Genomic DNA, 25,630 nt, shown 5'->3' with positions numbered 1-25,630 from the left:
TAGATGACAAAGTACCATATGACGAAAAAAGAGCACTAGGTCTGCGGCAACAGAAACTAGTACTCAATTAAGTAAATATTTTTAAAATTTTCATGATTTAATTATACCATGAGAGGTGCTTTTTTGTCTCTTTTTAGCATTTTCTTTTCAAATAAAATAACCCCCATAAAGTTAGAATTTTCACTCTAACTTTTGGGGGTCACCTCAATCACATAATTTTCTTCTCTTTTTAATTAATATTCGTAGTCATCAAACCAATGTTGTGTTTTATTTGCAAATCTGACCAATAGTAACATCGTGGGAACCTCTATCAGCACACCGACAACAGTTGCTAAGGTTGCTCCCGAGTTTAATCCAAATAAAGCGATCGAGACAGCTACAGCTAATTCAAAAAAGTTACTCGTTCCAACCATAGCTGCTGGTGCTGCAATAGAGAATGGCAATTTACATGCTTTTGCTCCACCATATCCGAGGAAAAATATAACAAGATTTTGAATGATTAGTGGAATAGCAATTAACAAGATATGAAGTGGATTGTTTAAAATTTGATTCCCTTGGAAAGAAAAAATGATGATTAACGTTAATAATAAACCAATCCGTGTGGTTCCATCAAATTTATCGATAAAATCTTTTTCAAAATAGTCTGTTCCTTTTTGCTTCACCACATATTTTCGAACAATAATTCCTAGAGCCAAAGGAATTACTATAAATACGAATATGGAAAGAAACAGCGTGCCCATCGGTACAGAAACATTACCTACCCCTAATAAAAATGCAACGATTGGCGCATAAAGAAAGAGAACAATAATATCGTTTATAGACACTTGCAAAAGTGTGTATGCTGGATCACCCTTTGTTAATTCACTCCAGACAAATACCATAGCTGTACAAGGCGCAGCGCCTAAAAGAACGGCTCCAGCTATATACTCTCTCGCTAGTTCTGGACCTAAAAATGGTTTGAATACCACTAAAAAGAAAAAGGCAGAGATAGCAAACATTGTAAATGGTTTAATCAACCAATTAATGGTTGTTGTTAAAATTAATCCTTTGGTTTTTTTGGTTGCATTGACGATACTACTAAAATCAATTTTTAACATCATTGGAAAAATCATTAACCAAATTAAGATCGCCGTTGGAATAGATACATTATAATATTCAAATTGACTTAAAAATTCTGGAATTGCAGGTAAAACTTGACTTAATAATACCCCAGTAATCATCGCAAGTGCTACCCAAAGACTTAAGTAACGCTCCCATAGCCCCATACCGCTATTTTTTTGTGATACTGTTTCTTGTACTTCATTTTCCATCATGACTTTCCTCCAAATTTTACTTTTTTGATCAAGAACGAAAGAAGCCAAACTGCCTTACTTCGCTCTACTTTCTTTTGCTTTACAGACACAATCAGTTGAATATAGTAATAAATAAATCGTTCCTTAATTGTCCTGTTCTGAAATTTCTTCATTAACTGATTCATGCTGCCAGATATTATTTTTTAGAAAAAACCTTTCCTACGTTCACTAATATCTCGATATAGTGGGATAAAGTCGGTTATGTGAAAACAAAAACCTTTAAAATATAACGGCTCCACATTTCTTCGCATGTCAGCATGTCCAAAACCTTTCCTCATCTTGGTTGGGACAAGGCTTAATTCTTTTGTATATTCTTCGTAATTTATTGCGTTAATCTTTCTATTAAACTATAGAGTCTTCAGTTTCTTGCAAAGAAACATCTAACCAATCAGCAATTTCTTCATTCGTTGGATAAGCACCGGTTTTAACAATTTCTCCATCTAACACAGTAATTGGAAGAGAGTCTTGTCCTTCATTTTGCATGGTGTCTATGACGTTTTGATTTCGTACAAACGAATTAGGATTGGAGGCAAGATTGTAACGGACCATCATTACATCGTCTTCTTCTTTCACTTGTTTCATAACACCCGTAATACGTAGTAAATCCTCGTCTACTGAAGGACCGCAAACTCCGGTACTACAGCATAGAGCAGGTTCATAAAGGGCTAACTTTTTCATATTGATCTTCCTTTTCATTTATTGTTGTATGACAAATACATCTTTCCGAACTTGAGAAAACACTTTGAAGGACTTCTGTTATCTCGGTAGATAATTCTCGATTCACAGAATAATGATGCCAAGTTCCTATTTTTTCTGTAACAATTAAATCCGCATCTCTTAATACTTTTATATGATGGGAGAGAGTTGGTTGAGTGAAGTCAAAATGTTCAAGCAAATCACAGGCACATAAAGTATCGCAGGATAGTAAATCGAGTATCTTTACTCGATTTGGATCAGATAAAGCTTTCATTTTTTCAGCAAATAATTCATAATTCATTTATATTCTCCTTTGAGATTAAACAATTGTGGCAAGAACATCCTCTTTTAACTCAAAAGGACTCCAGTCGATGACCGCAAAATGTCCATTTGATAATCCATCGACACGTTGAATCCATTCTTCTTCCGATTTTGCACGAGCTAACAATGTTTCATTTGTAGTCCCTGTTGATAATAAACTGTTATTAACCACCCACCAAGTATGTGCAATACCTGCACGATCTAAATCTTCTTGCAGACGAATGGATTCATAGACAGGTGTATTTTCAGGTAATGTAACCATAACCACTTCTGTTTGGTTGTGATCTTGTAAAATAGGCAGGAGTCGGGTAATAGACTCTGGTACTTCTCCAGAAGTTCGCTCCACTTCTTGGGCGTAACTTTGAGAAGATTCTAAAAGTAAAAGTGTGTGTCCCGTAGGCGCAGTATCAATAACCACCACATCTGCTTCCGTCATCGAAACAATTTCAGCAAATTTTCGAAATACCGCAATTTCTTCTGTACAAGGTGAGTTTAGATCTTCTTCTACATAAGCTAAGTCCTCTTCTGACATCGATTCACGCGCTTTAGCTAAAACTTCATTTTGGTAAAGCTCTAACTCTTTTTTCTCATCAATATGACTAACTCCAAGAGTATCTGATTCATGGACAATATAATTTAAGTGAGCGGCAGGATCGGTCGTTGTTAAATGCACTTTTTTACCTTTTTCTACAAGACCTTTCGCAATGCTGGCTGCAATGGTTGTTTTCCCTACGCCACCTTTACCCATTGTAAAGACAACTCGTTTGTTTGTGTTGTATAAATCATCAATAACAGTTTGTAAGCGTGGGAACTCCTGAGCCTGCACTTCTTCATGCTTGATTTCAGGTTGTTCTTCACTAAGTAATAAACCGATACTTTCAATACTTGCTAGATTATATGGTCTTAATGGAATTTCAAAAGTAGGCAAGTTTTTAAGATTTTCAGGCATTTCACTTAAAGCCTCTTGTTGAATGTCATAGTATGTTTGAGAAATCGTATCTGTTGGATTTTCTAAAAGACCATTCACAATCAATTTTTGGTTTTCAACCCCTAATGCTCGTAATTCTTCGGACGCACGATTGGCTTCGACTAATGGTCCTTCTTGCGGACGAGTCACGAGTAGTAAAGTTGTCATTTCAGAATTAGCAAGTGTTTCTACTGCCAAACTATAACTTTCTCTCTCTTCATCTAAACCAGATAATTGACCCATACAGCTTGTGCCAGTTGTATTTTCATCAAAGAAGTTTGTCCAAGCAGAAGGTAATTGTAAGAGTCTTAATGTATGGCCGGTAGGTGCTGTATCAAAAATGATATAGTCGTATTGGTCAGATATATCAGGGCTTGTTAAGAATTTTGCGAACTGATCAAAAGAAGCAATTTCTGTCGTACATGAACCACTTAATTGTTCTTCCATATTTTGTACCGCAGCGTCTGGTAGAATCCCACGATAAGGACCCACAATGGATTCTTTATATTCTTCTGCAGCACTGACTGGATCAAAGTTAGCGACGGTTAAGCCAGGTATTTCTTCAATTTCTGTTCCGTTATCATCTAATTCTCGTTCAAAAACATCTTGTAAATTACTGGCAGGATCTGTACTCACTAATACAACTTTGAAACCATCATTCGCTAATTGAATGGCCGTTGCACTAGCGGCAGTTGTTTTCCCGACGCCACCTTTACCCGTATAGAATAAATACTTTGTATTAATATGCTCTTTTGGATTAAAAATTTCCATTCTATTTTCCACTCCTTTATTAAACAATTTGGACGAAATGATTGATTTTTCTTCAACCATCGACTAACCACGTATATAGGTGATTGTCTATATAATGAATATATAGGCACCTATCTATGTATTGTATGTAAATCGATCTCTATGATGCAAGAAAACTTGCAATCTTTCTCTAGATTTCATATACTTTACTCACATAGATACTTGTCAATGTATTAAATATAGATGAATCTCTATGTTTAGTCAAGCCATCTTATCATTTTTATTTACTTCATTTTATCGAAGGGTAATTAGGGATATCTCTTGAAAAATCCCTATCTCCTTTAGCTACAGGTAAATAATAAATGAATACAAAACTATCAGGAGGAGTACCACAAATGAAAAAAATAAATCACAAAGATATCAATGATCAGCAACTGGTTGATGTTCGAACACAACATGAGTACCAAGCTGGACATCTAAAAAATGCACTTAACCTGAATCCAGGCAACTTCAAAAAGTATGCGACTTATTATCTCGATGTAAATCAACCAGTTATCTTTATCGTTGGTTCTGAGGAAGAAAGTCATTTAGAAGAACTTTCTGAGTCTGCTGATGAATTAGGTTTTACTCAAAACAATGGATATCTTTTGATAGATGAAGTCCCCAAAGAAAATCTACAAACAACTGGAACTATTCCAGCTGAAGAATTTCTCAATAAAAATGATGACTATATCTTACTTGATGTCAGACATCCAGATGAAATTACACGACCAGCACCTGAGAAGAATTTGGTCAATATTCCATTTGAGGATTTAGTTAATGATTATCAATCACTGGATACGAGCAAACAAATTTTTACGCTTTGTGGATCTGGTAACCGAAGTACTGCAGCGGCTTCTTTCCTTGAATCAAAAGGATTAAATCCTAAAGTAATTGAAGGCGGAATGAAAGCCATTCAAGAAATTGGTAAATAATAAATTATAAGATATTTTCAAAAAAATGGCTTTGCAGATTCTTACAGAAACTGCAAAGCCATTTTTTTATGTTTTATTGTTAGTAAAGATTGCTGTAACAAGCATTTTGAAGGCATTTCAAGTCAAGAGCAAGGTAGTTGTCTGTTTGCTTTTCTATAAACGTTCATTAGAAAAAGGCACTTTCCACTTGCACTATTTTACCCTGCACAACACGATAATTTTGAAATATCATTATTATAACCAAGCGCTGCAAGTTTCAATCCTTCCACCATCGTTAAATAGGGAGCCATTGTGTCCGTTAAATCCTCGATTGTTAACCCAAATTTAACAGCTAATGTGCCTGCATAAATGACTTCACCTGCATTTTCAGCGACGATATGAACGCCTACTATTTGTTGATTTTGAGTATTGACAACAAGTTTGATTAATCCAGTTGTATCATGATTAGCTAATGCCCTTGGCACATTATCTAAATCTAGGATTGATGTTTTAACATCTATACCTATATCTTTTGCTTGTTCCTCTGTTAACCCAACTGTACCTACTCCAGGATTTGTAAATATTACTCCAGGAACAGCGGATAGATCGATCTGTTTATTTAAACTACCAATTGCATTATCTGCTGCAATCTTGCCTTCATATGCTGCTACATATACAAATTGAGGGCCTAAGGTAACATCTCCTGCCGTATAAATCCGATCATTGCTTGTCTGCCCATATTCATTCATTAAAATTTCATAGTTTTCCCCGATATCAACACTAGCGGCACTTAAATTTAAGGCGTCTGTATTCGGACTTCGACCGGTCGCAACTAATACTTGGTCAGACTCAATCGTTTTTTGAATACCGTTTTTAGTGAGTGTTAGTTTTTTAATATCACCGTCTTGTACGATATGGTCATAATTTATACCCGTAATAACCTGTATGCCTTGTTCATGCAGGGCTTTTTCGACTGCTGCCGAAACTTCTGGATCATAATCTTTTAGTAATTGTTTACTTCTCTGTACTAATGTTACTTCGGCACCTAAATTGTGGAATAATTGACCGAGCTCTAGCCCAATATAACCTGCCCCAATAACAGTCAATCTTTCTGGAACTTCTTCTAGCTCTAATAAAGTTGTACTCGTTAAATAATCGACATGTTCAATTCCAGGAATTTCAGGAATGAATGAAGTTGCACCTGTTGCAACTAAAAAGCGTTTTGCAGTTAATTTTTCTCCATTTACTTCTATGGCATTATCCGCAACAAATTTTGCTTCGCCTTCAATTAAATCAAAACCATACTCATCGATTAAATCAATATATTTTTGCTGACGTAGTGTATCGACTAATTCATCTTTTTGTTTCACTAATGCTTTTAAATCAACTTCTCCAGCTGTTGTTTTTAATCCATTGAATGGATTTTCTTTAACTAACTGATTAATGGAACCTGCTCGAATCAGCGTTTTAGATGGAACGCAACCAATATTTACACAAGTTCCACCGATTGTATCACGCTCAACCATCCCTACTCTCGCGCCATATTCAGTCGCTTTAATGGCCGCTGAAAAAGCTGCACTTCCAGAACCTATAATCAGAAAATCATAGTCATAATCTTTTTCATTTTTAAGTGCCAACACGGGTTGAGAAGATATTTCTTCAATTTTTTCTATCTGATAATGTGTTTGTTCAATCGCTTTTTTAATATTTTCAATTTCGACAGTGTCAGCTAAATCAAATTCTGTTTTTCCTTCACGATAACTCGTTTTTATATCTTTTGCACCAATGTTTTTAAGTGCCCTTGTCACATGTTCTTCACAACTTGTACAAGTCATACCCTGAATACTTATCTTATATTTCTTCATACGGAAACTCCTCTATTCATCATTAATTAATGTTTCAATAATCGGACAGGCATACATTTCTTTCTCATTTGGACAACATTCTTTTAAGTCGCCTAACATTTTTTCAATCCGTTTTAAATCTTCTATTTGTTTTTGGACTTCTGCTTGCTTTTGAGAGACAAAATCAAACAAGTTTTGGCAACGAACACTATCTTGATCGACTACACCTAGCAATTTATAAATTTCTCTTAGAGAAAAACCAAGGTCTTGTATTTGTTTAATGAATTTTACTCGTTTAATATCCTCATCTGAATACAATCGATAACCAGAATCTGTACGAGTTGGTTCTTCTAATAATTTTTTGTTTTCATAATATCGTATTGTTTCTTTGTTAACGCCACTTTTTTCAGCAAACTCACTAATAAGATACATCATTTTTCACCTCTATACTATTATAAACCATGTACTATGGTACATAGTCAAGGTATATTTATATTTTTTAAGAAAACTTACTCTTTTAATTTTCTCCTTTTAATTTTCTGGAAGATTTTTTAATTTTCTGTTGAAAGTCATTATATTAATTTAAGAAATCTATTATTGCAAGAAAATCAAATTATTAATAATCAAACGAACGTTTGACTATCTCCTCATGCCTAATGTATAATATCCATATCATAATCAAATGGACGTTTGAATGAGAGGTGAATGAAATGACTGAAGTCTGCCAAACGACGATCATACATCCTGAAAAAGTAGATGTAGTAAAGAATAAATTAGAAAATAAAGATTTGTCGAATTTACTTGTGTTAGGAAAATGTTTTAGTGATCCTTCTAGAATTAAGATATTCTATGCTTTAGAAACCTTCAAAGAAATGTGTGTCTGTGATTTAGCCGAAGTATTAGACGCTAGTATTGCTACGACGTCACACCATTTGCGCTATTTAAAAAAGCAAGGCGTGGCGAAATCACGTAAAGACGGAAAAGAAGTCTACTACTCTTTAGCGAATAAAGAAATCCTTTCGACTATTCGTATAGTTTTAGACATGCCAAACAGCTTATCTTTGACGTCTTAGTTTGGAGGAAAATATTTTGTTACAAACTATTTTTTCAGCGATCGCTGTGTATATCTCTACCAGTATCGATTATTTATTTATCTTGCTGATTATTTTTTCTCAAAGTCAGACAAAAAGAGGTCTTCGTCAGATTTATTTAGGTCAATATCTTGGGACAGGTATTTTGGTAGCCGTTAGTTTATTTGCTGCTTATGTGCTGAACTTTATTCCCCAAGATTGGATCATTGGACTGCTCGGACTCATTCCCATTTATCTGGGTATCCGAGTCGCTATGGGAAGTGAAGAAGAAGCAGAGGAAGATGAAGTCATGGAGAAGTTAGGGTCCAGAGGGTCTAACCGCTTGTTTTGGACTGTCGCTTTAATAACCCTAGCTTCAGGAGGGGACAATTTAGGGATTTATATTCCATATTTTGCTTCTATCTCTTTTTCAGAAATTATCCTTGCTTTAATCGTTTTTGCTATCTCAATTGCAGTGCTTTGCTATATCAGTTATCAATTAGCAAAAATTTCTTTTGTCGCCGAAACGTTAGAAAAGTACGAACGAATTATTGTACCTATTGTATTTATTGGATTAGGAATCTTTATTATGTTAGAAAACGGGACCATTCAAACAATATTCGGTTTATAAGGCTCGTTGTTGAAAGGAAGAAAATGATGAATGAAGTTAACACCTCACATAAGTGGCTCTTAGAAGGAATAGATTGCGCCAATTGTGCTGCTAAAGTGGAAAGCGCTGTGGCGTCAATTCCAGGAGTCCAAGAAAGCAATGTGAATTTCATGACAGAAACCTTAAACTTTGAGGTTTCTGACAAAGAAGAACAATTAGTTTTAACTAATGTACAAGAAAAAATTAACAAGTTGGAACCAGCTGTTACTTTAAAAAATAAAGCAGATGGGCAATTGATTAACATGAACTCATCAATTACTTTGGGAAGCAAGCCCAAAGAAGATGAACAAAGCCATCATGAATGGCTTTTAGAGGGAATAGATTGCGCCAATTGCGCCGCAAAGATTGAGAATGGCGTGTCTGAAATAGATGGTGTCATGAATAGTAATGTGAACTATATGACCCAGACATTGAGTTTCGATCTTGTCGCAGAAGATGATGCAAAAACACTTTCTTCGGTTAAAACAAGAATCAAAAAATTAGAACCTGATATCACCCCTCTTATAAAGGCAACAGGTCAAAAAGTAGGAGAAGATAAGGTTCTTCAATCAGAAAAAACAGTTCAAAAGCAGAGTCGCAATAAACCAGATAATTTGGGGATTAAATTAACCATCGGTCGCTTAATTCTAGCGCTTACGGTGCTTCTGACTGCAAGTTTTGCGCCAGTCGCCCCTTCCCTTTCCTTTGGTTTGTTTGTGGTCGCTTACCTTGTTGCCGGCTATGATGTTATCTGGCGAGCGATTCGGAATATTTTTAATGGACAAGTCTTTGATGAAAACTTTTTAATGACGATCGCTACACTTGCTGCCTTCTATGTGCAAGAATATCCTGAAGCAGTAGCCGTCATGCTTTTCTACCAAGTAGGAGAGCTTTTCCAAGATGTGGCTGTAAACAAATCACGTCGCTCCATCGCAGATTTGATGGATATTCGTCCTGATTATGCCAATGTGAAATTAGCAGATGGCAGTACTCGGCAGGTTTCCCCAGAGTCAATCAAAGTTGGCGATACGATTTTAGTGCGTCCAGGAGAAAAAGTCCCCTTAGATGGAAAGGTGATCGTCGGCTCTTCTGCTATGGATACCTCTGCTTTAACGGGTGAGTCAATGCCTCGAAGTGTTGAAGAGGGTGACGATGTTTTAAGTGGTTTTATTAATAAAAACGGCTTGCTAGAAATAGTGGTTGAAAAGCCATTCTCAGAGTCAACCGTGACAAAAATTCTTGAGCTCGTTGAGAATGCGAGCAGTCGTAAAGCACCGACAGAACAATTCATTACAAAGTTTGCTCGATACTATACGCCGATCGTGGTCATTTTAGCTGTCTTATTAGCTGTTCTTTTACCATTGATTATTCCTGAAATGACCTTTAATGATGGAATTTACCGGGCAGCCATTTTCTTAGTTATTTCTTGTCCTTGTGCCTTAGTTGTTTCTATTCCTGTCGGTTTCTTCGGTGGCATTGGTGCTTCTTCACGGAAAGGTATTTTAGTGAAAGGTGCCAACTTTTTAGAAGGTTTAAACGATGTCAAATATGTCATCATGGATAAAACAGGTACCTTAACCAAAGGAAAATTTGAGATTACCGATATAGAAGCTTCAGAAGGCTTTAGTGATGAAGAACTCTTAGAACTAGCAGCTTATGCTGAAACCCATTCTTCGCACCCGATTGCGGATTCCATCAAAGAGCGTTATGGGAAAGAAATTGATGAACGTCGAATTGATGAATACAATGATATTTCAGGTCATGGAGTTCAAGCGATTGTTGATGGAAAAGAAATATTAGCAGGAAACGCAAAATTAATGGCCAAATATAGTATTCCCTTTAAAGCAGTAGAGGAAGTCGGAACGATTGTTTATCTAGCCATTGATGGAGCCTATGCTGGTTACCTTTTAATTGCCGATACGATTAAAGATGATGCTGCAGAAGGCATTAAGTTAATGAAAGAAAAAGGTGTCGAACACATTATCATGCTTACAGGCGATTCAAAAGCGGTGGCCGAAGCTGTTGGGAATAAATTAGGGATCGATGAAATCCACTCGGAACTTCTTCCGCAAGACAAAGTCGAGAAAATGGAAGAAATTATGGCGTACAAAAACGAAAAAGAAAAAGTCGCTTTTGTGGGCGATGGTATCAATGATACGCCCGTACTGGCCCGTTCAGATATCGGGATTGCGATGGGTGGCTTAGGATCAGACGCAGCCATTGAAGCGGCGGATATCGTCATCATGGACGACAAACCTTCTAAGATTGGAACGGCTATGCAAGTCGCCAAAGATACTCGCCAAATTGTCTGGCAGAACATCATTCTGGCTATGGCCATCAAAGGGGTATTCTTGATTTTAGGTGCCTTTGGTGTCGCTTCGATGTGGGAAGCTGTCTTTGCAGATGTAGGAGTAACAGTAATAGCAGTACTGAATTCTATGAGGATATTAAACAAATAACATTTTCAATTCGTTTTTACAATCTATAGGTTACCAGAAAATTTAATAGCTAGTGACCTATTTTTACAAATCGAAATGAACAAAAAAGGCAGCGATTGTAGTTTATCGCTGCCTTTTTTGATTCTAAAATAGTCCTTTTTTCAATATATAAATACTTTAACTGCCATAAGCATACCCTTTTTCCAGTTCGTCTTTACTTGTAGTTATTTCTATTGTGATATGATTCTTTACACCCGATGTATGGGCAAGCTCTGCAATTTCTTCTTTGATTTCCCTAGTCTTGTTTATATCGGAAGAGTCTATAAGAACCGTAACGATAAGGGCATTTTCTTCTCCGTCCAGTGACCAAATGTGAAAATGAGAGAGGTCCTTTACAGCAGGAATATTGTTAATGGAGTTCGCCAGGTTCTCTACGTTTACATTTTCCGGCGAACCGTTCAATAAAATTTTCATTGTACTGAAAAATTCAGGTACAGTTTTATAGAGGATATAGAGTGCTATCAAAATCGATAAGATTGGATCCAATCGATAAGCCTCGGTAAAGTTCATTACGATACTCACAACCAAGACCCCAATCCACCCTAATACATCTTCTAGCATATGCAGGTTCAACATGCCTTCGTTTTTAGATGACCCTTTGCTTAGAATCCAAGCCGCATATCCATTCAATCCAATAGCCACGAGTGAAAGCCAAAACATGCCACTGTAATTAACCGGTTGCGGATCAATCAAACGTGGGATACTTCGGTAAATCATAAAAAATGAGCCGCCGATCAGTACTACTCCAGTTATCAACGCCCCTAATAATGAAAAGCGGTTATAACCAAAAGTGAACTGTTCATCTTGCTGCTTTTCTGAGTACCCCTGGAAAAACCAAGCGAATCCAATAGAAATGGAATCTCCTAAATCATGAACGGCGTCGGACATAATTGACACACTATTGAAAAGAGACCCAAAGAAAAATTCAATCATGGAAAAAATAAAGTTGGTGAAAAAAGCAATTTTAATATTCTTATTCGGTTGATTTTGGTGCGAGTGATTTTCTTGTTTCTCTGACTTTGAAATTTTAAAAACCTCTATTTAGTTTTATACCTTATTAGCTTTTATTGTTCTAGTTCGTTGATATGAGTTAAGACTTGTTCGAGAATACTGAAAACATGAAGATCATCAAGACTGTAAACCATGCTTTTCCCTTCTCTCCTTGCCTTCACTAAATGCGAATCTTTCAATATTTTTAGTTGGTGTGAAATCGCGGACTGTTCCATATCCAATGCAAGCACAATGTTTCCAACACTGAGTTCTTTTTTCTGTAAGAGAAAGAGAATCGACAAGCGTGTAGGGTCACTAATCACTTTGAATAATTTGCTTATTGATTGAATCTTCTCTTTATTGATTGGCGAAGATGTTGATGTATCCATATGCTCTTATTCCTCTCATATGATTTTCCGTTCATATATATAATACCACATGAGTAAAACGATGCTAGTTTTTTGTTTATAGACAAAATTAAGACTTTTGTATTCATAATAGTAGTCCATTTGAATAAGAAGCATCTTGTCTTGACAAAACTCATACAGTGAGTTAATATGATTTTGTAAACATATGAATGCAACTTCATATTTAAATCATAATCATTCCGATTTACATATGGGACAACTGAAAGGAGTCAGAGACAATGGAAATTACATGAATACTTCTCTTCTTTTAGTGGGAATTTGTGTGATTTAATAAGTAAATGAATGGAAATCAAAGGAATTATATAGGAAGGTGATAAAAATGGAAACTATCGAAGAACAACAATCACAGGAAAAAGAGAAACATAACCATAACCACGACCACGATCACGGAAAGATGCCTATTGTTTTATACTTTATTGGTTTGGCATTGGCAATTGTTTCGCTGTTCTTAAGTGACGAATATCAAACCGTAAAAAACATCATGTTCTCACTCGCCACAATTAGTGCGGGCTATCATGTCATTATTCTGGAAGGTCTTGGAGAGACAATTGAGAATACAAAAACAAATAACAAGTTCACGCCTAATTCTCATATTTTAATGGGATTAGCGGCTATAGGAGCTTCAGCAATGGGGAATTTTTGGGAAGGAACGTTGTTGATTCTCATTTTTTCAGGCGCACATTTTCTGGAAGATTACGCTGAAGGAAGAAGTAAACGAGAAATAACGAAATTACTCGAAATGAATCCAACGACTGCTCGGTTAATTTTGCCTGATGGGAATACAAAAATTGTTGATGTCAGTGAATTAACAGTGGGAGACCAACTTCAGGTATTAAATGGTGACCAAGTACCCATTGATGGCGTCATTTTATCTGGCTCTACTTCCATTGATGAATCGTCTATTAATGGTGAAAGTATACCCAATGAAAAAACAAAAGGAGATACCGTTTTTGGGAGTACGATTAATGGGACAGGTACGTTTACAATGGAAGTCACCAAAGAAAACGAAGATACAGTCTTTTCAAAAATTTTACAATTAGTGAACCAGAACCAAGACAACCAAACAAAAGCTGCGAGTATAATCCAAAAATTTGAACCGAAATACGTTACAGTTGTTTTAATTGCCATTCCGTTATTCATGTTATTGGCTCCTTTTCTCCTAGACTGGACATGGTCACAAAGTATCTATAGAGGATTGGTCCTTTTAGTGGCAGCTTCACCCTGTGCTTTAGCAGCGGCTACTGTATCGGTAACTTTATCGACGACTTCTAACTTGGCCAAAAATGGAGTCCTTTCAAAAGGTAGTTCTTATCTGTCTCAATTAGCCGATACTCAAGCCATTGCATTTGACAAGACAGGAACCTTGACTAAAGGAAAACCTGAAGTAACCAATTACTATTTTGCTGATTCCGTGAACGAAGAAAACATGATTGATATCGTAGTAGCTCTTGAAAAAGAATCCAATCACCCTTTAGCAGATGCTATTCTAAGAAAGTTTGAGCAAAAAAATAAACTAACTATCGAAGTAGAAAACCAGATCGGCAAAGGATTGACAGGAGATTACAACGGCAAAAATTATCGTATAGGAAAACCGACTTCGTTTGACGATGTTTCAGATGAATATAGTCGTTTAAATAATCAATGGGCATCAGAAGGTAAAACTGTCGTATACGTAGCAGAAGATGAGAATGTCATTGGACTTATAGCTCTCATGGACGTTCCAAGTGAACATGCAAAAGACACTATTAAATACTTTAAAGAACAAGGCATACACACCACTTTAATCACTGGCGACTCAGAAATGACAGGAAAAGCAGTTGCTAAACAATTAGGAATAGATGAAGTAATCGCGAATGTCATGCCAGAAGATAAATCTCGAATTATAGACGAGCAAAAAGAGAAATACGGCGTAACAGTAATGGTGGGTGATGGTGTAAATGATGCCCCAGCCCTTGTGAATGCAGATGTAGGGATTGCCATGGGAGACGGAACAGATGTAGCAGTAGAAGTGTCTGATTTAGTTTTAATGCAGAATAATTTATCCAAATTGGTACAATCTCATAATATTGCAACCAAAATGAATCGTGTCATTTGGCAAAACATTCTTTTTTCAATGGCAGTCGTAGCCTTTTTAGTAGTAGTGAGTTTATTAGGTCTAACAGATATAGCGATCAGTGTCATTATTCATGAAGGAAGTACTTTGGTCGTTATCCTGAATGGACTCCGATTGTTATCCGCCAAATAATTAAATAAATCAATGTTTAAGAATGGAAATTGTCACTTTAGACGTTATATCCTACTTGTTGTGGCTGATGTTTTGCAATTTAAATATAATAATTGATATGTTCTAAAATTTTGTATATTAAATAAATTAAAACCTAAAAAAGGGAAGCAGATCCTAGGGGAACTGCAAAGCATTTTTTTATTTTATTGTCGATAATAATTGCTGTAACAAGCATTTAGAGCGCATTTCAATTCGAAAGCAAGGTAAGTGGTCTGCTCACTTTGCTGTAAACGTTCATTAGAAAAAGGCACTTTCTACTTGTCCAGTTTTACCCTGCTCATTCTGATGTGACCCCCAAAAGTTAGAGTTGAAAATCTAAACTTTTGGGGGTCACATCATTCTCGTTCTTTTTTATAGTATCTTCATTGATTTACAAAAACATTTTTCAGAATTGTTAGTTACTTAGTAACTTTAGTTGCTTCAATTCACAAACAGAATATTCATATCTAAAAAACAAGTCATCAGTCAACTTTAATTTTTCTTGGAAGTGATTTCCTTTTTAAGTTACAAAAATTCAAACCCAAAAAATACACATGATTAGATACAAATAAGTCGGGAATAACTTAGAGGTGCTTCCTCAAGTTATTCCCGACTTATTTTTATTTACTTTTTAAATCTTTGGCTTGAAAACATCTACTTAAATCCATTATTGAAACTAAAACTTATCGTAGTATCTCAACAGAACATCGTTACTCCACTAATATCTGCCCCATCATTCCATTGTCCTCATGTTCCAAGATATGACAGTGCATCATAAAAATTCCTGGTTGAGAGAATTCAATTTCGATTTTGATAGCTTCGCCAGGCGGAACGAGGATAGTATCTTTCCACCCTGATTCATAGGCTTCTGGAGGACTTCCGTTCCGAGAAAGTATACGAAATTGGACACCGTGGACATGAAATGGGTGGGGCATGTCCCCCATCATCATAGAGGTATTCGGCACTGCAATGTCCCAGACTTCCTTTTTATCTTGTTCAACGGTAAAGTCAATGCGTTCCAAATCAAATTTTCTTCCGTTTAGTGTCACCATGTGTCCCATTCCACTCATCTCAATTTGTCGATCTGGTAAGGAGTCAGCTTCCACTGGCGGTAAATCATTGAGTTTTTCTGGTAAAGGCTTAAGACTTCCTGACTTATCTCCTGTTATTTGAAGTGCTAGGATTTCTGTTGTCGAGATGTCAACAAGGGAAACTTCCTCTCCCACTTTATACTTACTCATGTCCACTACAATTTCTGCCCGTTCCCCCGGTGAGAGAAGGAACTCTTTTCTTTCTACAGGTGTTTCTAGGAAACCGCCATCTGTAGCGATCTGGTAAAAGAAAGATTCATCAGAAAGACGCAATTGATAGTTTCGAGCATTGGAACCATTGACGACACGCAAGCGAACCCATTCCTGTCCTACTTCGATATAGGGACGAATCGTCCCATTTACCAATGGGGTGTCTCCCGTGGTCCCATCAAAATTATAGACCGTATCATAATTAAACTGGTTATCCTCATCAAAAAATCGTTCTTGTAGAATGAGGGGAAAGTCATTGACTCCATACTCTTTCGGGAGATCCAAAGAGTCCGAATGCTCATCTTCCACAAAAATCAATCCAGAGAGACCATTATAGACCTGTTCAGCAGATTTTTGGTGTGCATGCGAATGGAACCAAAGGGTCGCCGCTTCCTGATCCACTGTAAAATCTACCTCTGCGCTACCTTCTGCTTCAATCGCATGGTGAGGGCCTCCATCTACATCAGAAGGGATCTTCAGTCCATGCCAGTGAAAAGTGGTCTCCTCTTCCAATTTATTTTGAAGATTGATATGAACCTGCTGACCTCTTCGCACTTGTAAAACAGGCCCCAAATAAGAACCATTATATCCGTACGTCTCTGTGAGTGGTCCTTCACGGAAGGAAGTCTGACCTTCATCGGCTACTACGGTATAGGAAACTTCCGTATCGGTCTCATAATCGCTCTTAAGGAGAGTGGGTAAGTGTAATTTGCTAGACGGCTGCTCGGGTGCCTTTAATTCTACTGTGTTTGTTTCCCTATTCATGCCGTTTCTGCTTTCCATCATGTCCCCCATAGGTGTGTCATGAGGAGAAAAGGACGGACGGAAATTTATCTGGAAGAAAGTGAAAAAAAATAAAACTTAGTAAAAGTAGAGCAACGGCAACGGAAAACAATAACGGGATCCAGCGTTTCTTTTTCATATAAATTCTCCTTCTCTTCATGAGAATTCTATCAGAAGGTTAAGCCATTTGTCTTTATGCCTCTATCAACTTAAAATTAGCTACTAACAACTGCAAACGACTTGTCGCATAAGTACTTTATGCTTATCAGTAAGCAGTGTCAATCATTTGTACTTAAAACATTTCTAATTCCCTTTAGAGAATCACTTCCGTCAGGACACAATATCTATCTCTGTATCTTCAGAATTTTCAGAGATAATTTCAATTAACAGTCGATGTGGAATATTCAAACTCGTCTCACCGGGACTTTGTATCCAACCCGTTTTAACGGAAATTTGTTGCGGGCTATTGTCTTCCTTGTTCCGAATTCTTTCTCCATCGATTTCGATGATGTTATATTGACCAGGAGCAGGGTAATAAGTAATCAGTTTATGTTCTTCGTTTCCTGTTAAAAGGAAACGATCGACTTCTTCGCCGTCGATCGATATAACGGCGTATATCTTATTGCCTTCATTTTGAGAATTCTGAACAGTAAAGATAGCTATTGGACTAAAAGAAAGGGCCACCAACAGAAAAATAATGATAACGTCAAAAGGTTTCATCATTTTTACCAATTTTTTGATTACAATCCCTCCTTGCCTTTTATATTTTCTGCGAATTTTAATCACTGAAGATATTTTTTTCTTATTAAATATTCTGCTTCTGTTATATTGCCTCTAGCGAACTCTTTTTGAAGGATTTCTAACGGTGTTTCGTGATAATCTGAATAAGCAAAGCTCGATAGCCATTGACCAATCAAGTAGACAGCCAGAACAACTAGCCCTATCCAAAAAAGCCCTTCTAATAGAAATGAACTTATTCCAAGTTGGTTCAACGAATTAAAAAAATCACCCAACTGTTATCTCCTCCTTAATCATAAAAAATATGTTCCTTTCTGATTATCTAGACGCAATTAAACCTTCCGAATAATAAGGTTTTGTAGGATAGGCTCTCCGACGATAAATCCAGAGCACGATTGCGCTAATAAACAGCACGAGTGATAGCACTTGGGAAGCTCGCATAATATCCCCAATCCACAAACTATCGGTGCGCATGCCTTCTATAAAAAAACGTCCAAATGAATACCAGATGACATAACTAAGAGCAACTTCTCCTCGACGTAATAGGCCTTTCTGATTCCTTAGGATAATAAGAAGGATAAAACCTAATAAACTCCATAACGATTCATACAAAAATGTCGGGTGGTAATAGGTACCGTTGATGTTCATCTGTTCAATAATAAACTCTGGTAAATAAAGAGTTTCTAAAAATTGGCGACTCACTGCTCCACCGTGGGCCTCTTGATTGATAAAATTTCCCCAGCGACCAATCGATTGAGCTAGGAGGACACTAGGTGCCAGTATGTCTAGTAAAAGAGTTAGCGTCATTTTCTTTCTTCTTGCAAACCAGTATACTGCGAGACCACCCGCAATTAGCCCCCCATAAATGGCAATTCCACCATTCCAGATTGCGATGATTTCACTCGGATTCTGTATATAGTAGTCCCATTTGAATAAAACGTAATAAAGTCGGGCACCGATAAAGCCAATTGGTATGGCCCATAATGCCATATCTACCATGGTATCTTCTTCAAGTCCCAGTTTTTGAGCTTCCTTTGTAGCTAATGAAATGCCGATCAGCATCGCTAGAGCAATAATAATTCCGTACCAATAAATTTTTATCGGCCCAATTGAAATAGCAACTGGATCGATTACACTAAGTAAAACATTCATTCTTCAATCCCCTTCATAGCTTACATTAGTTAATTGTTTTAAATCACATAATTTAAGTTCAATTTGTGTAGTTATTTGTTTACAGACAATAAACCCTCATTTATATTGTCAAACACATTGTCAAAATCCCCTTCACCATTGATAACGTAAAGCAGATTTTGCTCCTTGTAGAAGTGAATAAGTGATTCCATTAATTCCTTATTAATGTGTAGCCTATTTTCAATCACTTTTGGTTTGTCATCCAGTCGAATTTTTTCCCTTTTTGCTTCGATTTGGGAATTTCCTTGTTTTTCTTTTGAACGAAGATTCCCTCGTTGCGCTAACCGATGTCTTAACGTATCCTGACTTACATCTAAAAAGAAAATAGCGTCTAAATTCTGATTTTGACTTTGTAGGTAAGCTTCGAGCACTTTTGCTTGCTGTAGGGTACGTGGGTAACCATCCAGAACAAAACCATTTTCAACATCTTTTTCTTGTAAGCGACTCTTAACCAATGAGTTTATCCACTCATCTGGAACTAGCTCTCCTTTATTCATATATTCTTGCACTCTGAGTCCGAATGTATCTTTCTCCTTGGCTGCTTCTCGTAACATTTCACCAGTTGAAATAGCCGTCAGGTGGTACTTCTCTGCGATTCTTTTAGCTTGAGTGCCTTTCCCAGCACCGGGTAACCCTAAAAGGACCAGCCTCATAATTTTTCCTCCTTATAAACTAAAAAAGGAAGAGATGATTTTTTAAATTATTCCATCTCTTCCTTTCCTGTGAAACTATTGTATTTTTACACGATAAGGTCATTCAATTATTTCATGTGCCAAATAACTGTTTATTTTGGCTCTAATTTCAATGTCATAGCATTGATGGCAACAATTACAGTCGAAAGTGACATCAAGACGGCACCGACTGCTGGGCTTAATGTTATGCCGATTGGTGCTAAGATTCCTGCAGCTATTGGGATTGCGATAAAGTTATACCCTGCTCCCCAAACAAGATTTTCTTTCATCTTACGTGTGGTCTTCTGAGCCAACTCGATAAAGGATTCAATGTCGCCCGGGTCTGACTGTGTCAAGATGACATCGGCTGAATCCAATGCTACTTGAGTTCCCGCACCAACAGCTATACCAACGTCTGCCAATGCAAGAGAAGGTGCGTCGTTGACCCCGTCACCGAGCATGATAACTTTCTTTTCTTCTGCTTTAAGTTTTTCAACTAATTCATATTTGTCTTGAGGAGATTGATTAGCCAAATAATCAATACCTAAAATTTCTGCCGCTCCTTGAGCCGCTTTTTCATTGTCACCCGTTGCCATAATGGGTTGAATGTTGTTCTTTTTAAGGGCTTGTATTAATTCTTTACTTGTTGGTTTTAATTCATCCCCTAAAGCTACAGCACCGATTGCTTCGTCGTTTTCTACTAAGACACTGAGGGTTGCTCCTTTTGGAATATCCATATCTAGATTACGTCCGTATGCTTTTTGACTGATTAATTGATAACGATGTCCGTTAGCTTGACCTTCTACACCAGCGCCAGAAATAACATCAATCGAATCAAAACTTACTGGACGTATACCTTGCTGTTCTGCGTAACTGATAATTGACTGAGCGATAGGATGACTAGATCCGCCTTCGATACCTGCCAATAAGGCAACAATTTCATCTTTCGTATATTTATCATTAAAGAGTTCAACATCTAGTACTTTAAACTCACCAGTCGTTAAAGTTCCCGTTTTATCTAAAACCATAGCATCTGCATTTGTAGTCAACTCCAAAGCGTTCCGGTCTTTCACTAATAATCCCCGACTGGCCCCTAAGCTGGTACTACGAGCAGTCACCAATGGGATAGCCAGACCCAGGGCATGCGGACAAGCAATAACTAATGTGGTGACTGTAAAAATAACTGCCGTTGGTACATCAGCTATAACCATCCATATGACAAGGGCAATAAGAGCTACAATAACCGCAATATAAAAGAGCCATCCTGCAACTTTTTGTGCAAGATTTTCTGCTCGAGATGGTTGGCTTTGAGCTTGACTGATTAATGTCTGAACCTGAGAAATGAAGGACTTATCGCCCGTCTGCATTATTTCCACATAGAGGACTCCGCCACCATTGGTTGATCCACCGATGACCTCATCTCCGGGATTTTTTTCAATTGGTTTCGATTCCCCAGTCACAAGCGCTTCGTTTACACGTGATTCGCCGCGCTGAATGGTTCCATCTGCTGGAACATTTTCTCCAGCCTGAACACGAATCAAATCGCCTACTTGCAAGTCAGCAACTGGACGTGTTTCAATTGAATCGTCTTCCAATACAACGTGAGCATCTTTCGGTACCAATTCAGCCAATGCTTTTTGTGCATCTCCGGCTTCTCCAACAGCTTTCATCTCAATCCAGTGACCTAACAACATGATTAATACTAATGAAGCAAATTCAAAGAAAAAGTCCATCACATGTTCACCAGTCACATATCCAGCAATGACTGCATAAACACTGTAAAAGTAGGATACAGAGATACCAAGAGTGACAAGAGCCATCATTCCAGGAGCTTTTTCTTTAAACTCATCCACTGCTCCCATATAGAAAGGTTTACCGCCATAAATGTACAAAATCGTAGAGAGAAGAGCCACGAGTATATCAGAATACTGAAATGTAAACTGGAATGGTAGTTGGAACCCAAACATAGGGGATAATAACATAATAATGATTCCCATAGGCAATGACTTTAAAAAGAGTTCCTTGAAATCTCCATGGTGGTGATGATCGTGCCCGCCATGACCACTGTGGTCATGCCCAGCATGATGATCGTGATGCCCCCCGTGATGTTCCATTTCATTATGGTCGTGTTTTGAGTGATCCATGTCGCCGTGATTATGATGACTATGTGACGAATGTTTTTTGTTATTACTCATTTTTAATTCCTCCTTATTAGATTAGAGACTGATTTTAAAGTTTTAGAACCCTCTCATCTAACACTGCATATAATTCTCATGAAAAGGGTTCTATACTTTATCTCTATCTACTATCTATGAATAAATGGTATTCGTACTTTATGCACTTAATACTGAATAGTTAGTTTCTGCTAAAGCAGCATTGAGCGTTTCGGTATCAATCTCTGTTTGACTTTCAAGTACTGCTTTTTTAGTCGCTAAATCAACCTCTACAGATTCAACGCCTTCAATAGCTGAAAATTTTTCTTGCACTGTATTGGCACAACCTGCACATTTTACGCCATCTAATAAGACTTCTTTTTTCATTATTCTATTCCCCTTTTTATTTTTTTATCTTCTCCTATTATTAGAATAGGAAGAAGTTTAAATCCCAGATAAGCTACGTGTTTTCTAAACAACTGCTGGTTTGAATCGTCTTAACCGTAAAGCATTGAGCAAGACCGATACGGAGCTGAAACTCATGGCGACTGCCGCAAACATTGGACTCATCAATGGTCCGCCAAAAATATACAAGAGACCCATCGCAACTGGAATACCTACAAAGTTGTAAGCAAAAGCCCAGAACAAGTTTTGTTTAATGTTTCGTAGCGTTGCATGACTTAAATCAATCGCAGTCAATACAGTGGTTAAATCATTACGCATAAGGACAATATCAGCCGATTCAATCGCCACGTCTGTACCTGATCCAACTGCAATACCGATATCTGCTTGAGCTAATGCGGGTGCATCGTTAATGCCGTCCCCAACCATCGCTACCTTCTTACCTGTTTCTTGTAGTTTTTTGACTTCTTCTGCTTTATCTTCAGGTAATACTTCACTTAATACACTGTCTATACCCACTTGCTTAGCAATCGCTTTGGCTGTACGTTTGTTATCTCCGGTAATCATGATTACTTCAACACCGCGTCTTCTAAGTTCTTTAACAGCCTTCATACTATTTTCTTTGAGTGTGTCCGCTACTGCGATAATTCCAGCCAGCTCTCCGTCAATAGAGAGATACATTGGTGTTTTTCCTTCGTCTGCTAAACGATCGGATTCTTTTTCCATGCTTGATAAATCAATCTTTTGCTCTAGCATCAGTTTACGGTTTCCAATGTACATATCTTTGCCCTCAATTTCAACTCGAATCCCGTGTCCAGGAATCGCTTCAAAATGATCTGGTTTAGCTAATGTCATGTTCTCTTCTTTTGATTTCTGTACGATGGCTTCGCCTAATGGGTGTTCAGAACCTGTTTCACCGGAAGCTGCATAATATAAAAGATTTTCTTTAGTAATAAGAGGAGTGACCAAAATATCCGTCACGATAGGTTTACCTTCTGTCAGTGTCCCTGTTTTATCAAATACAATCGTCTCTAAGTTATGAGTGGTTTCTAACGCCTCACCACTTTTTATCAAGACACCATGTTCTGCCCCTTTTCCGGTTCCAACCATAATACTTGTTGGAGTCGCCAAACCTAAGGCACATGGACAAGCAATGACAAGGGTTGTAATGATAACGGATAAAGCAAATATTCCAGATTGACCTGCAATTAACCAAGCAACCCCTGCTAAAACAGCTAATGCTATAACAATCGGTACGAAATATCTAGTAATAATATCGGCCATTCGAGCAATGGGTGCTTTAGACCCTTGCGCGTCTTCTACCAGCTTGATGATTTGGGATAGAGTAGTGTCACTTCCCACTCGAGTCGCACGGTAGTCAATGGAACCATTTTTATTGATACTAGCCCCTATAACCTCGTCTCCATCTTCCTTTTCTACGGGGATACTTTCTCCTGTCAGCATTGATTCATCGACTGAAGTGCGTCCCTCAACAACAACACCATCTACAGGCATACTTTCTCCCGGACGAACTCTAATGACGTCTCCTAGAGCAACTTCTTCTACAGTGATTTCCTGTTCAACACCATCACGTATCACTCGAGCTGTTTTAGGCGCCAAGTTAACTAGTTTTTCAATCGCTGAGGACATCTGCCCCTTTGATCGCTCTTCTAAAAATAACCCTAAAGTATGGAGCGTTAAGATAACTCCAGTCACTTCATAGTAAAGTAAATCTGAAAAGTTCCCGTAACCTAAGCCAGTCCCGATCGTCGCTGCCAGACTGTATACAAAAGCGGCCGCGGTACCAAGGGCAATCAGGGAATCCATATTTGGGTGACCTTTAAATAAGGTTTTGAATCCCTTCTGGAAATATTCCCAGCTCACTCCCATGATCGGCAAAGTCAGAATAAGTTGTAAAAGAGAAAAATTAAATGCATTTATCATTGGGTCAACGATATTTGGTAGAGGCATACCGACCATTGGACCCATGGATATAATTAATAAAGGGATTGTAAATATAATGGATATCCCAAAACGATTTGAAAGTTGCTTCATTCGTTTTTCTTTTTTCTCACGCTTCTCTGCTCGTGAATGATCTTGAGTATCCGTAGTCTCTAATACGGCTGCATAACCACTATTGGATACAGCACCAGTCACATCAGATACTGAAATCGCTGACGGGTTATAAGAAACTTGCATTTTTTCTGTCGCTAAATTGACTGAAGCTTTATCTACGCCCGACAACTTTCCGACAGCTTTTTCAATTGTCTGTGCACAGGATGCACAGGTCATCCCTTCAATTGCAAAGGTTTGCGTCGTTCCTTCCTGGGTGACCATTTCATACCCTGAATTATCCACTGCTTTTTGTAGATTTTCTACCGAAAAAGTTGGTTCATCGTACTCAATACTTAACTTCTCTGTTGCTAGGTTTACGGAAGCCTGTGTGACCCCACGAACCTTTTTTGCTGCTTTTTCTACTGTCTGCGCACAAGATGCACAGGTCATACCTTCTATGGCAAATGATTTATTCTCCAATTTTTTTGCTCCTTATTCTCCATGATGATGTAAATGGCAATCGCATTGCCCTTCTGCACACTGACAATCAACTTCTTCTACTGCGAAAGCTTTTTTCATTTCTAATATTTCTTCTAGCCTTTGGATATCATCGAAACTTAAAATATGATCCTTAATGATACTCTCTATTACATTCCCGACATTCTTTCGACAAATACGATCGAAAATATCGTTTGTAAAACTTCTTACCGCTTCTTTCTCTTCGATATTTGCCGAATAAATATATTTTCTACCTTCTTGTTCTGTATTCAGTGCGCCTTTTTCCACGAGTCGACCTAAGAGCGTTTTGATTGTCGCTTGTTTCCAGTCCATTTTCTCTCCCAATGTAGAAATGACTTCTTTACTAGTCACTTGGGTATTCGCCCAGACTACACGCATGACTTCCCATTCAGCATCGGTTATATGAAGGTCTACAGCTATAGTACTCATATTCTCTCCCCCTTTCGTTTACGCGCGTAAACATTAATGTTAAATAGAGTTTATACTAGTAAACGATTATTGTCAAGAGTTTATGTAAATGAATAATTTGTGATGTATTATTTTTTATAACTTTTTAACTTTCGTTTCGATGCGACACGCCTGACGAAAATATGGATTGTGTTTTAGTTCATTAATTAGGGATTGATTCGTCGGACTTTTCTCTTTTTTTAAAAAAATACCAAAAAATAAGCTTTTTTAGAATGTCGGCGGATAGACATCCCACTGTACGGGTTTTCTATCCCCCGATTTCATTTTTATTACAAATTTGAGCCTTACAGGCTCAAGGGGTAAACATTCTAAATAACAGGTCTTCTTTGCCTATTATCGCTGTTATTACATTTTCTGATTATAAAAGTGGCAGGACTAACGCAATTGCCCCAATAATAATCGCTGTCCAGTTGAGTCCTTTCTGTGGGAAAATAGCCCGATGATTCCTAGAACGACTGCAGCTACTCCCATCCATACCGGTTGCCAAAAGAAAGCGATTATCCCTACAAGAATTCCAATCCATCCTAACCATTGCCCAGTTGTATTACTCATGATTTATCTTTTCCTT

23 protein-coding genes and 1 pseudogene are annotated in these 25,630 nt (G+C 37.5%); 7 read left to right on the top strand and 17 right to left on the bottom strand.

Features of this window, described 5'->3' with window-relative positions; genetic code table 11:
• Window positions 1-233: 233 nt before the first annotated feature.
• The 4 genes from arsB to arsA all read right to left on the bottom strand — a co-directional run bounded on the left by arsB (window position 234) and on the right by arsA (window position 4,107).
• The gene (gene arsB, locus BUB96_RS00720) at window positions 234-1,313 is read right to left on the bottom strand and encodes an ACR3 family arsenite efflux transporter (protein WP_143274242.1); all 1,080 of its coding nucleotides are present in this window, start codon (window positions 1,311-1,313) and stop codon (window positions 234-236) included.
• Window positions 1,314-1,694: 381 nt separating this feature from the next.
• Entirely contained in the window at window positions 1,695-2,030 is a 336-nt protein-coding gene (gene arsD, locus BUB96_RS00715) for an arsenite efflux transporter metallochaperone ArsD (RefSeq protein WP_073294670.1), read from the bottom strand.
• A complete protein-coding gene (locus tag BUB96_RS00710) occupies window positions 2,008-2,349 on the bottom strand; it encodes an ArsR/SmtB family transcription factor (protein ID WP_073294667.1) in 342 nt (113 codons plus the stop codon). The genes arsD and BUB96_RS00710 overlap by 23 nt, the downstream gene beginning before the upstream one ends.
• 18 nt (window positions 2,350-2,367) lie before the next feature.
• Window positions 2,368-4,107, bottom strand: a complete 1,740-nt coding sequence (arsA, locus tag BUB96_RS00705; protein ID WP_073294664.1) for an arsenical pump-driving ATPase — start codon at window positions 4,105-4,107, stop codon at window positions 2,368-2,370.
• A gap of 374 nt (window positions 4,108-4,481) precedes the next feature.
• Here arsA and BUB96_RS00700 point away from each other — a divergent pair, with 374 nt between their 5' ends.
• Entirely contained in the window at window positions 4,482-5,060 is a 579-nt protein-coding gene (locus BUB96_RS00700) for a rhodanese-like domain-containing protein (protein WP_073294659.1), read from the top strand.
• A 197-nt stretch (window positions 5,061-5,257) separates the two neighbouring features.
• Here the strand turns inward: BUB96_RS00700 and merA are convergent, their stop codons facing one another.
• Complete coding sequence (gene merA / locus BUB96_RS00695; RefSeq protein WP_073294656.1) at window positions 5,258-6,904, bottom strand: mercury(II) reductase; 1,647 nt, start codon at window positions 6,902-6,904, stop codon at window positions 5,258-5,260.
• 12 nt (window positions 6,905-6,916) lie between these two features.
• Window positions 6,917-7,318 (bottom strand): Hg(II)-responsive transcriptional regulator, encoded by a 402-nt coding sequence (merR, locus tag BUB96_RS00690; RefSeq protein ID WP_073294652.1) that lies wholly within the window; start codon window positions 7,316-7,318, stop codon window positions 6,917-6,919.
• 275 nt (window positions 7,319-7,593) lie between these two features.
• Here merR and BUB96_RS00685 point away from each other — a divergent pair, with 275 nt between their 5' ends.
• The 4 genes and pseudogenes from BUB96_RS00685 (at window position 7,594) to BUB96_RS00675 (ending at window position 11,061) form a co-directional block, all read left to right on the top strand.
• Entirely contained in the window at window positions 7,594-7,956 is a 363-nt protein-coding gene (locus BUB96_RS00685) for an ArsR/SmtB family transcription factor (protein ID WP_073294648.1), read from the top strand.
• A gap of 16 nt (window positions 7,957-7,972) precedes the next feature.
• Window positions 7,973-8,584, top strand: coding sequence for a CadD family cadmium resistance transporter (locus BUB96_RS00680; RefSeq protein ID WP_073294643.1), 612 nt, complete (start codon window positions 7,973-7,975; stop codon window positions 8,582-8,584).
• Window positions 8,585-8,607: 23 nt separating this feature from the next.
• A pseudogene (locus BUB96_RS10495) lies at window positions 8,608-8,799 on the top strand (cation transporter); the annotation flags it as partial.
• 66 nt (window positions 8,800-8,865) lie between these two features.
• On the top strand, window positions 8,866-11,061 hold the full coding sequence (locus BUB96_RS00675; protein ID WP_234945763.1) for a heavy metal translocating P-type ATPase: 2,196 nt from the start codon (window positions 8,866-8,868) through the stop codon (window positions 11,059-11,061).
• A gap of 156 nt (window positions 11,062-11,217) precedes the next feature.
• Here the strand turns inward: BUB96_RS00675 and BUB96_RS00670 are convergent, their stop codons facing one another.
• Both BUB96_RS00670 and BUB96_RS00665 read right to left on the bottom strand, forming a co-directional pair.
• The gene (locus tag BUB96_RS00670; RefSeq protein WP_234945762.1) at window positions 11,218-12,069 is read right to left on the bottom strand and encodes a cation diffusion facilitator family transporter; all 852 of its coding nucleotides are present in this window, start codon (window positions 12,067-12,069) and stop codon (window positions 11,218-11,220) included.
• Between the two features lie 95 nt (window positions 12,070-12,164).
• Window positions 12,165-12,479 (bottom strand): ArsR/SmtB family transcription factor, encoded by a 315-nt coding sequence (locus BUB96_RS00665; protein ID WP_073294632.1) that lies wholly within the window; start codon window positions 12,477-12,479, stop codon window positions 12,165-12,167.
• Window positions 12,480-12,837: 358 nt separating this feature from the next.
• On the opposite strand from BUB96_RS00665, the gene BUB96_RS00660 reads away from it, so the two are divergent.
• Window positions 12,838-14,763, top strand: coding sequence for a heavy metal translocating P-type ATPase (locus tag BUB96_RS00660; RefSeq protein WP_073294629.1), 1,926 nt, complete (start codon window positions 12,838-12,840; stop codon window positions 14,761-14,763).
• A gap of 728 nt (window positions 14,764-15,491) precedes the next feature.
• Here the strand turns inward: BUB96_RS00660 and BUB96_RS00655 are convergent.
• A complete protein-coding gene (locus BUB96_RS00655; RefSeq protein WP_234945760.1) occupies window positions 15,492-16,847 on the bottom strand; it encodes a multicopper oxidase family protein in 1,356 nt (451 codons plus the stop codon).
• A gap of 348 nt (window positions 16,848-17,195) precedes the next feature.
• On the bottom strand, window positions 17,196-17,588 hold the full coding sequence (locus BUB96_RS00650) for a NusG domain II-containing protein (protein ID WP_073294626.1): 393 nt from the start codon (window positions 17,586-17,588) through the stop codon (window positions 17,196-17,198).
• Between the two features lie 142 nt (window positions 17,589-17,730).
• Between BUB96_RS00650 and BUB96_RS10610 the strand changes: the two genes are divergently transcribed.
• Window positions 17,731-17,865 carry a hypothetical protein gene (locus tag BUB96_RS10610; RefSeq protein WP_268761841.1) on the top strand — a complete coding sequence of 45 codons (135 nt, stop codon included), beginning with the start codon at window positions 17,731-17,733 and terminating at the stop codon, window positions 17,863-17,865.
• Between the two features lie 56 nt (window positions 17,866-17,921).
• On the opposite strand, the gene lgt is transcribed toward BUB96_RS10610, so the two are convergent.
• The 7 genes from lgt to BUB96_RS00610 all read right to left on the bottom strand — a co-directional run bounded on the left by lgt (window position 17,922) and on the right by BUB96_RS00610 (window position 25,614).
• Entirely contained in the window at window positions 17,922-18,755 is an 834-nt protein-coding gene (lgt, locus tag BUB96_RS00640; RefSeq protein WP_073294620.1) for a prolipoprotein diacylglyceryl transferase, read from the bottom strand.
• 71 nt (window positions 18,756-18,826) lie between these two features.
• Window positions 18,827-19,447, bottom strand: coding sequence for an adenylate kinase (locus BUB96_RS00635; protein ID WP_073294617.1), 621 nt, complete (start codon window positions 19,445-19,447; stop codon window positions 18,827-18,829).
• 131 nt (window positions 19,448-19,578) lie between these two features.
• Window positions 19,579-21,660, bottom strand: a complete 2,082-nt coding sequence (locus tag BUB96_RS00630) for a heavy metal translocating P-type ATPase (RefSeq protein ID WP_073294614.1) — start codon at window positions 21,658-21,660, stop codon at window positions 19,579-19,581.
• 138 nt (window positions 21,661-21,798) lie between these two features.
• Window positions 21,799-22,005 carry a copper chaperone TcrZ gene (tcrZ, locus tag BUB96_RS00625; RefSeq protein WP_062532177.1) on the bottom strand — a complete coding sequence of 69 codons (207 nt, stop codon included), beginning with the start codon at window positions 22,003-22,005 and terminating at the stop codon, window positions 21,799-21,801.
• An 84-nt stretch (window positions 22,006-22,089) separates the two neighbouring features.
• Window positions 22,090-24,555 (bottom strand): heavy metal translocating P-type ATPase, encoded by a 2,466-nt coding sequence (locus BUB96_RS00620; protein ID WP_073294611.1) that lies wholly within the window; start codon window positions 24,553-24,555, stop codon window positions 22,090-22,092.
• A gap of 12 nt (window positions 24,556-24,567) precedes the next feature.
• Entirely contained in the window at window positions 24,568-25,023 is a 456-nt protein-coding gene (gene tcrY / locus BUB96_RS00615; protein WP_073294608.1) for a copper-responsive transcriptional repressor TcrY, read from the bottom strand.
• A 414-nt stretch (window positions 25,024-25,437) separates the two neighbouring features.
• Window positions 25,438-25,614: a C4-dicarboxylate ABC transporter gene (locus BUB96_RS00610; protein ID WP_234945759.1), complete on the bottom strand. Its 177-nt coding sequence runs from the start codon at window positions 25,612-25,614 to the stop codon at window positions 25,438-25,440.
• Window positions 25,615-25,630: the final 16 nt, after the last annotated feature.

It is taken from the genome of Atopostipes suicloacalis DSM 15692 (assembly GCF_900129085.1).
Lineage (GTDB): Bacteria > Bacillota > Bacilli > Lactobacillales > Carnobacteriaceae_A > Atopostipes > Atopostipes suicloacalis.
This window is presented reverse-complemented; position numbering and strand designations above follow the sequence as displayed.